Below are 7898 nucleotides of genomic sequence, written 5' to 3' on the forward strand. Positions count from 1 at the left end.
GCGCCAGGGCCGCGACCCTGGCGTGCCTACGGCCTCAGACGCCGGCCGCCCCCACTTGAAGATCCACCCACTCGGCGGCAGGCAGCGGCCGGCCGTAGTGGTAGCCCTGGAACAGCACATCCTGGTTCCAGGCGCGCAGGGTGCCGGCCTGCTCCTCGGTCTCCACGCCTTCGGCCACCACGCGCAGGTGCAGGCGACGGGCCATGAGCAAAATGGCTTCGACCATGGCGGCATTGCCGGGCGAGGCATGGCAGTCCTGCACAAAAGACTTGTCGATCTTGAGTTCACGGAACGGCAGCCGCTGCAGATAGGCCAGCGATGAATAGCCGGTGCCGAAGTCGTCCAGCCCCATCTCCACGCCCAGCAGCTGCAGCTCGGTCATGCGCTCGCGCGCCTCGTCCACGTCGCGCATGACCACGCTTTCCGTGACCTCCAGCGTCAGCCGGCGCGGGTCGGCGCCGGTGGTGGCCAGGATGCGCTTGAGCTTGTTCACCACATCGGGCTGGCGGAACTGCCGCCAGCTGACGTTGACCGACAGCCGCCAGCCGTGCTGCACGAATTCGGGCCGCACCAGCATGCGGCAGGCCTGCTCCAGCATCCAGTCTCCCAGCTGCACGATCAGGTCCGACTCCTCTGCCACGGCAATGAAGTCGCCGGGCTCGACCATGCCCAGGCGCGGATGGTTCCAGCGCACCAGCACCTCGGCGCCCACGCAGCGCCCCATGCGGTCCACCTGGGACTGCAGGTAGGGCTGCAGCTCGCCGGCAGGGATGGCGCGGCGCAGGTCTTTTTCGATGCGAAAGCGCTTGCCCACGGCCTCGGCCATGTCGGGCTGGAAGATGACGACCTGGCCCAGACCGGCCTGCTTGGCCTGGTGCAGGGCCACGCCGGCGCGGCGCAGCACGTCATGGCCGCCGCTGTCGGTGCGCGAGGCGGCAAAGCTGGCCGCGCCGATGCTGCAGCTGGCCTGCACTTCCTCGCCGGTTTCCTCCAGCCACAGCGGCCGCTCCAGCGCGTCCTGCAGCACCTGGGCCAGGGCGCGCATGTGCTGGTCGACCTCGGCGGCCTCGTGGCCTGCCTTCTCCAGCAGCACGGCGAATTCGTCGGCGCCCATGCGGGCCAGCAGCACGCCGTCGGGCAGGGCATCGGCCAGGCGCAGCGCCAGCGCGCCCAGCAGCGCGTCGCCGCGCACCGTGCCGCGCACATCGTTGAAGGCCGTGAAGCGGTCCATGTCCAGCAGCAGCAGGCCGTGGCGCGGCTCGCCCCCCTTGCCGCCCTCGCGGAACTCGCGCGCCAGCGCGCGCAGCCGCTGGGTCAGCGACAGGCGGTTGGGCAGGCCGGTGAGCGCATCGAAATGCGCCAGCGCATGGATCTGGCGCTCCGCGCGCATGCGCTCGGACAGGTCCTGCTTGAGTTCCACGTAGTTGACGATGCTGCCGTCCGAGGCCCGTATCGGCGCCACGAGCACGGCCTCGGGCAGGTCCTCGCCCTGGCGCGTGCGGTTGGTCATCTGGCCACGCCACAGCGCGCCCCGGCCCAGCTGGTGCAGCGCCTCTTCCCAGGCCGGAGCATCCAGCCCCATGGTGGAGTAGCGGTGCGTGGGCTGGCCCAGGACTTCGTTGCGCGCAAAGCCCGTGCGCTGCAAAAAGGCCTCGTTCACATAGACGATGTTCTGGTGCACGTCGGTGATGACGATGCTCTCGGGGTTCTGCTCCACGGCGCGGTAGAACTTGCGCAGATCGTCCTGGTGCTGCTCCAGCGCGCCCAGTGTGTCCTGCAGCTCCTGGGCGCGGCGGATCAGGCTGCGCCGCGCCATCAGCGTGACCGTGCCCGTCAGCCCCAGCATGCCCACGAAGTAGAGCATGGAGAACACGGGCGAGGTCTCGCGCTGGCCGATCCAGTCAACGCCTTCCCGGCCCGCCACCCAGAAACCGGCCATGGTCAGCACGGACAGGACCAGCATGACCAGCGTGGTGCGCACGCCCAGCACCCAGGCGCACATGACCAGCAGGGCAGGAAAGGCCAGCACCGAGCCGCTTTGCACGCCGCCCGTGGCGGCCACCACGGTCACGGCCGCCGTCCAGGTGCCCCAGACAAGCACATTGGAGGCCAGCCGCCAGTGCCGGCGCCAGCCCAGCAGCACGGCACCGAAGCTCACGCCTGCGGCAACCAGGTTCAGCCGCACGCTGAGCCAGGGAACGGGGTCCTGCATCAGCAGCGCCATGGCCAGCATCACGGTGAGGCTGGTGATCCATATGCTGCCCACCAGGACCACCCTGCGCAGGGACAAATGGGTTTCCGCCTCGACTCGATGACGCCGCATGAAAAAGCCCCAACAGAGAAAGAACACTCAACATGCTAGCGGTCGGCGCCGCCTGCGGCTGTGGTGGTTGTGCCACCGCCCCGGTCGGACGCGCTCTTGCACCAAACAGGGTATGCGGGCGCCGGTTCAGGGCGCGCTTTTGCGCTCGCGCGGCGGCCGCTTGCGCGCCTTGACGGCGTCCTTGCGCGCCTGGCGCTCGGCATCGCGCTGCTGGCCCACGGCCAGCCATTGCGCGTACTCCTCGGGCGTCTCCAGCGTGATGCGGCCCAGGACCGCTGCGCGGAAATCCGTGAGCACCAGCTCGGCCGCCTTTTGCACATTGACACGTCCGCCGCCCATCATGGCGCCGCGGCGCCGGCCGATGGCGTCCAGCAGCTCGTCGTCGTGCAGGGCGGCGATGCGTTCGTTGTCCAGGCCCAGCTTGTAGCGCGCCTCCAGCATGTCCGCGTAGTTCTTCTGCAGATAGCCCAGCAGCTCCAGCGCCACCAGTTCCTCGTCATAGGCGTTGCGGCCCACGGCGCCGCTGGCGGCCAGGTTGTAGCCGCTTTGCTCGACGATGATGCGCGGCCACAGCATGCCGGGCGTGTCCCAGAGGTAGAAGTCGTCGGCCAGCACGATGCGCTGCTCCAGCTTGGTGATGCCGGCCTCGTCCCCCGTCTTGGCCTGCCGCTTGCCGCTCATGGAGTTGATCAGCGTGGACTTGCCCACGTTGGGGATGCCGCAGATCAGCACGCGCATGGGCTTGGCCATGCCGCCACGGTTCGGCGCCAGCAGCTTGCAGGCCTCGATCAGCCGGCGCGTGGGCGCGGGTTCGGAGGCGTCCAGCGCAATGGCGCGCGTGTCGCTCTGGGCGTTGTACCAGTCCAGCCACAGCGGCGTGCGCGCGGCATCGGCCAGGTCCTGCTTGTTGAGCACCTGCAGGCGCGGCTTGTGGCCCGTCAACTCCTGCAGCAGCGGGTTGCTGCTCGACCCCGGCAGGCGCGCATCCAGCACTTCGATGACCACATCGATTTCCTTGACGCGCTCGGTGATCACCTTGCGCGTGAGATTCATGTGACCGGGGAACCACTGTATGGCCATGGGATTACTTTCTGGGAAACGGGGGGACTGGCAGGGGCGCAAGGATAATTCATGGCTTGCGCAGACAGGATGCAACAACGCGCGGCGCCCCGGCGCAACCCGCAGACTTCCATTTTTTCTTGCGCAAACCGCAATTGTCCCCCGCTTTTACGCCCAGCCTCACTGCCCATGTCCTTGCCCGATACCCCCTCGTCCCGCTCCGCCTCGCGCAAGGCAGACATCGAACTGCTGATCAAGGGCGTGACCTGCGCCGTGATCGGGCTGGTGATTCTGCTGGCGCCACAGTTCATGGCGCCCGGGGGCATCGTGCAGATGATGGCCCAGTCGTACCTGGTCGGCTGGTTCGCCCTGCTGCTGGGCACGGCCTTCATCGTGCTGTTTGCGGTGCGCCGCAGCAAGGCGCGGCGCTGAGCATGGTGCAGGGGCCGCTGGAGCAGGCGCTGTCGCAGATCCAGCTGTGGCAGCAGCGCGCCCAGGCCGCAGGCATTGCACTGCGCCCTGTGCCGCCCCAGCCCACGAGCTGCTGCGGCCGCGGCTGCAACGGCTGCGTCTGGGAGGGCTTCTACGACGCCGTGCTGTTCTGGTGCGAGGACGCAGGCCAGGCGCTGGGCGCCGGGCGGGGTTGAAGCGCGCTCAGCGCAGGTTCTCCGGCGCCATGTAGCGCAGGCGCCATTCCTCGAACGACAGCGTGTCCGCGGCCTCGATGTCGCGCTGCTCCTGCACGGACTGCGCCGACCATTGCTCGAAGCGCTGCTGCTGCGCCTGGCTCCAGGGCAGGGCCAGCAGCGAGTCGCGGGCCTGCTCGGACCGGGCCAGCGTGAAGTTCGCAAAGCTGTTGCCGTATGCGCCCGTCAGCTCGCCCAGCACATGGGCCGACGGCGTGCGCTCGGGGTGCTCCAGGCGCTCCAGCGCCTGGGCCAGGGCGGCGCTGTAGTCCTGCGTGCCGTGGGTGCTGTCCAGCGCCTGGGCGTAGGGTCGGCACTGGTCCAGCACTTCATGGGCCCAGTCGCGCAGCGGCACTTCTCGGCCGGCGCGCACCAGCTGCAGGCCCGGCTCGCGGCCGCGCTCGGCCGTCAGGTGCTGGTTGTGCTTGAGTTCCGCGATCTCGTCCGGCGTATCCGGCGGGCTGTCGGCGTTCAGGCAGTGCAGCAGGAACACGTCCAGCATGCGCATGGTGGGCGCGGCAATGCCCACGTCCTCGAAGGGATCGAGGTCCATCAGGCGCACTTCCACATACTCCACGCCGCGCTCGCGCAGCGCGTGCAGCGGGCGCTCGCCGCGGCTGACGGTGCGCTTGGGGCGGATGGTGCCGTAGAACTCGTTTTCGATCTGCAGCAGGCCCGTGCCCAACTGGTTGTAGTCGCCGCCCGGGTTGCGCACTCCCAGCATCTCGTAGGCGGGATAGGGCTGGGTCAGCGCGTCGTACAGCGAATTCGCATAGCCTTCCAGGCCGTTGTAGCTGACGTTGATGCTGGCCTGCGCATCGCTCTGGTAGCCCAGGCGTCCCATGCGCAGCGAGGTGGCGTGGGGCAGGTACAGCGCCTGGCCCGTATTGCCCAGCGGCTGCAGCCGGTGCTCGCGCCCCTCGACGAAACAGGGACACAGCGCGGGCGACGCGCCATACAGGTACAGCAGCACGAAGGCATGGCGCCGGAAATTGCGGATGAGCGAGAAATACTGGTCGCTGGTCACGCCGGGCAGCGACCAGTTGTAGTGGATGCCCGAAATCGTCTGCATGCGCCGGCCATAGCGGTGGCCCAGCCCCATGCGGTACACGCTCTTGGAGCGGCCCGAGTGCGAGGAGCCGTAGCGCGCCAGCGGAATCGTCTCGTCCGTGGGCAGCTGGCAGGGCATGCTGGACGACCACAGCATCTCGCCACCCGCATCGCGCAGGCTGCGCAGCACGAACTGGTGGATCTGCACCAGTTCGTCCAGGCATTCCTGCACGCCCAGCCGCGCGCCGGTGATCAGCTCGATCTGCGATTCGCTGTAGTCGGTGGTGATGTGCGGATGCGTGAGCGCCGAGCCCAGCGCCAGGGGATGCGGCGTCAGCGCCAGGCTGCCGGAAGGCAGCACGCGCAGGCCCTCCTTTTCTATGCCACGGCGTATGCCCTTGAGCCGCTCAGGACCGGGAACCGCCATGGATGCCTGCGATGTTTTCATTCTTGTTTACCGATTCGTTGATGGGCATCGGCCCACACGGAAACCACCAGGATTCCCGGCGGACCCGACCCGGACGCCGAATGATAGAGAAACGGCAGGAAACGCGATGGCGCCTGTCCGCTTAACCACGCGTTTTGGCCTGTTGCCCCGCATGGGATCGCCGCGAGCGAAAGGAATATGTCAGAGTTTCGCCCTCCCGGCCGGCGCTGCCTTGATACCGGGCAAGGGCAGGCCGGCCAGCGGCGAAATCTCTGGCCAGCCCCTGGTCATCGACGGGCTGCAGCCATGGCCTTGCCCACTTCCAGCGTGCCCTGGGCGGCGCCGCTGGCGGGCACCTGTTCGCCGCTGCGGTCCAGCACCTGGGCCAGTTGCGCGGCCAGCTGTTCCGGCACCTGCTCGCCCTGGCCCAGGTAAACGCCTTCGGTCAGCGTGATGAAGGCGGCCTCGAAGCCGCCCGCGCCTGCGCACAGCGTGGTGCGTGTGGGCGCACTTTCGTGGGCCAGCACCAGCATGGCGGGCACCACGGCCTCGGGCTTGAGGGCGGCCAGCACGGCCTCGGGCATCAGGCCTTCCGTCATGCGGGTGGCCGCCGTGGGTGCCAGCGCATTCACATGGATGCCGTGCTTGGCGCCTTCGATGGCCAGGGTCTGCATGAGGCCGACCTGGGCCAGCTTGGCCGCGCCATAGTTGGCCTGGCCGAAGTTGCCGTACAGGCCCGTGGACGAGGTGGTCATCACGATGCGCCCGTAGTTCTGCGCCTGCATGTGCGGCCACACGGCCTTGCAGCAATGCGCGGCGCCCATCAGGTGCACTTCCACCACCAGGCGGAAGTCGTCCATGCCCATCTTGGCAAAGCTCTTGTCGCGCAGGATGCCGGCGTTGTTGACCAGGATGTCCACGCGGCCCCAGGCATCGACGGCCTGCTGCACCATGGCCTGCACGGCCTCGAAATCGGTGACCGATGCACCGTTGGCCAGCGCCTGGCCGCCCGCCGCGCGGATCTCGTCCACCACGGCCTGGGCCGCCGTGGCCGAACCGCCGCTGCCATCGACCGCACCGCCCAGATCATTGACCAGCACCTTGGCGCCGCGCGCCGCCAGCGCCAGCGCATGCAGGCGCCCCAGGCCGCCGCCGGCCCCCGTCACGATGGCCACGCGGCCTTCAAACTCAATCGCCATGGAGATGCTCCCTTTGTGTCGTTGGATGCCGGTTGCGCCCTCCGGATGGCAGGGCACCGGCCACCCAGCAATGTAGACGGACGCCGGCCGCATTCCGGTTGCCGAAGCGACTGCGGCAGGCCCGCCGGCCTTGTCCCCATCATTTCGTGACAAGCCTGTGGAAAACCATGTGCAGGCTCGGGACTGGCTGGTTAAGTAATTGTTTTGATTCGATTTTTTCGTTTTGCCTATTTTTTGATCAAATCCACAAGTCGTGTGCCCGACTTATCCCGCCTCACCCTGAACAATCTTGTGAACAACTTTCACAGCGGGCGGGATAAGGCACGCAAGTCATTGATTCAAAAGAAAAACAGAAGGAACGCTTAAAAAATGGGCAGAAGACCCCGGATTTTCGGGCCGCGTCCCGCTTATCCACCGTGCAACCCGCATGTACGCATTTACCCCCATTCGTACTGGACAAGCATGTGGACAAGCCGCCAAAAATGCCGAATTCGCAACATAAGTCATTGATTTGACAAACAAGCAAGCCAATTGCTCAAAAAACAGGCAAACTTGTGCGTCGCAGCCGGACGCGTTCAAACGCCTTGCGACCCGCTCCCCTCACAGGCCTCATCACGCGCATGCGCTGCAAGCGCCCCGCAGACGGCACCGGCAACCAGGGGAAAGACATAGACGCCGAGGGATTTGGGAAACGGCGTGCCGGAGGTCGCTGAAAAGCATGCAGCCAGCGCGGCGACACCGCTCACCGCACCCAGCACGGCGCCGAACTCCCTGGTGCTCAGTACCTGGAGCAGGCCCCTGAGAGGCCAGCCGACCACATAGATCACCCCCGCCAAAGCGGCAGGAACAGCACCTATGCCATAGCCGAACACGACGAGCAGCCAGTTCACCGGCAAGACCGGCGCACCGTCCGCGCCCACAAGCATCACGGTCAGCACGCCCACACCGGGACCGACCAGCAGGAAAACGAGCACAGGCAGGAGGTAGGGCTTGATATGCATGGCGCCAAGCCTAGCGCACCGCTGACCGCTGCCCGGGAGACCCACCTCAACCCGGCCCCTGGTGCCAGACATTGCCTGATATAGGCCCGATACAGAGCCCGATACAGGGTACAAACACCCTTCGCCCCACAGAATTGCAGCCCCCCCTTGATA

At 67.2% G+C, this 7898-nt stretch carries 7 protein-coding genes; 2 read left to right on the top strand and 5 right to left on the bottom strand.

Annotated elements, in window-relative coordinates; translation table 11 throughout:
* Window positions 1-34 precede the first annotated feature (34 nt).
* Both GRX31_RS25545 and ylqF read right to left on the bottom strand, forming a co-directional pair.
* On the bottom strand, window positions 35-2323 hold the full coding sequence (locus tag GRX31_RS25545) for a putative bifunctional diguanylate cyclase/phosphodiesterase (protein ID WP_026062425.1): 2289 nt from the start codon (window positions 2321-2323) through the stop codon (window positions 35-37).
* A gap of 126 nt (window positions 2324-2449) precedes the next feature.
* Entirely contained in the window at window positions 2450-3403 is a 954-nt protein-coding gene (gene ylqF, locus GRX31_RS25550) for a ribosome biogenesis GTPase YlqF (protein WP_016453899.1), read from the bottom strand.
* Window positions 3404-3571: 168 nt separating this feature from the next.
* Here ylqF and GRX31_RS25555 point away from each other — a divergent pair, with 168 nt between their 5' ends.
* Window positions 3572-3814: a hypothetical protein gene (locus tag GRX31_RS25555; RefSeq protein WP_013803403.1), complete on the top strand. Its 243-nt coding sequence runs from the start codon at window positions 3572-3574 to the stop codon at window positions 3812-3814.
* Window positions 3815-3816: 2 nt separating this feature from the next.
* Complete coding sequence (locus GRX31_RS25560) at window positions 3817-4029, top strand: oxidoreductase-like domain-containing protein (protein ID WP_043791884.1); 213 nt, start codon at window positions 3817-3819, stop codon at window positions 4027-4029.
* Window positions 4030-4036: 7 nt separating this feature from the next.
* Here the strand turns inward: GRX31_RS25560 and gshA are convergent, their stop codons facing one another.
* From gshA to GRX31_RS25575, 3 genes are all read right to left on the bottom strand, one after another.
* Window positions 4037-5566, bottom strand: a complete 1530-nt coding sequence (gene gshA, locus GRX31_RS25565) for a glutamate--cysteine ligase (protein ID WP_034348046.1) — start codon at window positions 5564-5566, stop codon at window positions 4037-4039.
* Between the two features lie 266 nt (window positions 5567-5832).
* Complete coding sequence (locus GRX31_RS25570) at window positions 5833-6744, bottom strand: SDR family NAD(P)-dependent oxidoreductase (RefSeq protein ID WP_016453901.1); 912 nt, start codon at window positions 6742-6744, stop codon at window positions 5833-5835.
* Window positions 6745-7319: 575 nt separating this feature from the next.
* Entirely contained in the window at window positions 7320-7745 is a 426-nt protein-coding gene (locus GRX31_RS25575; RefSeq protein WP_016453902.1) for a hypothetical protein, read from the bottom strand.
* Between the last annotated feature and the right edge of the window lie 153 nt (window positions 7746-7898).

Source organism: Delftia sp. CH05 (assembly GCF_009827015.1).
Lineage (GTDB): Bacteria > Pseudomonadota > Gammaproteobacteria > Burkholderiales > Burkholderiaceae_C > Comamonas > Comamonas tsuruhatensis.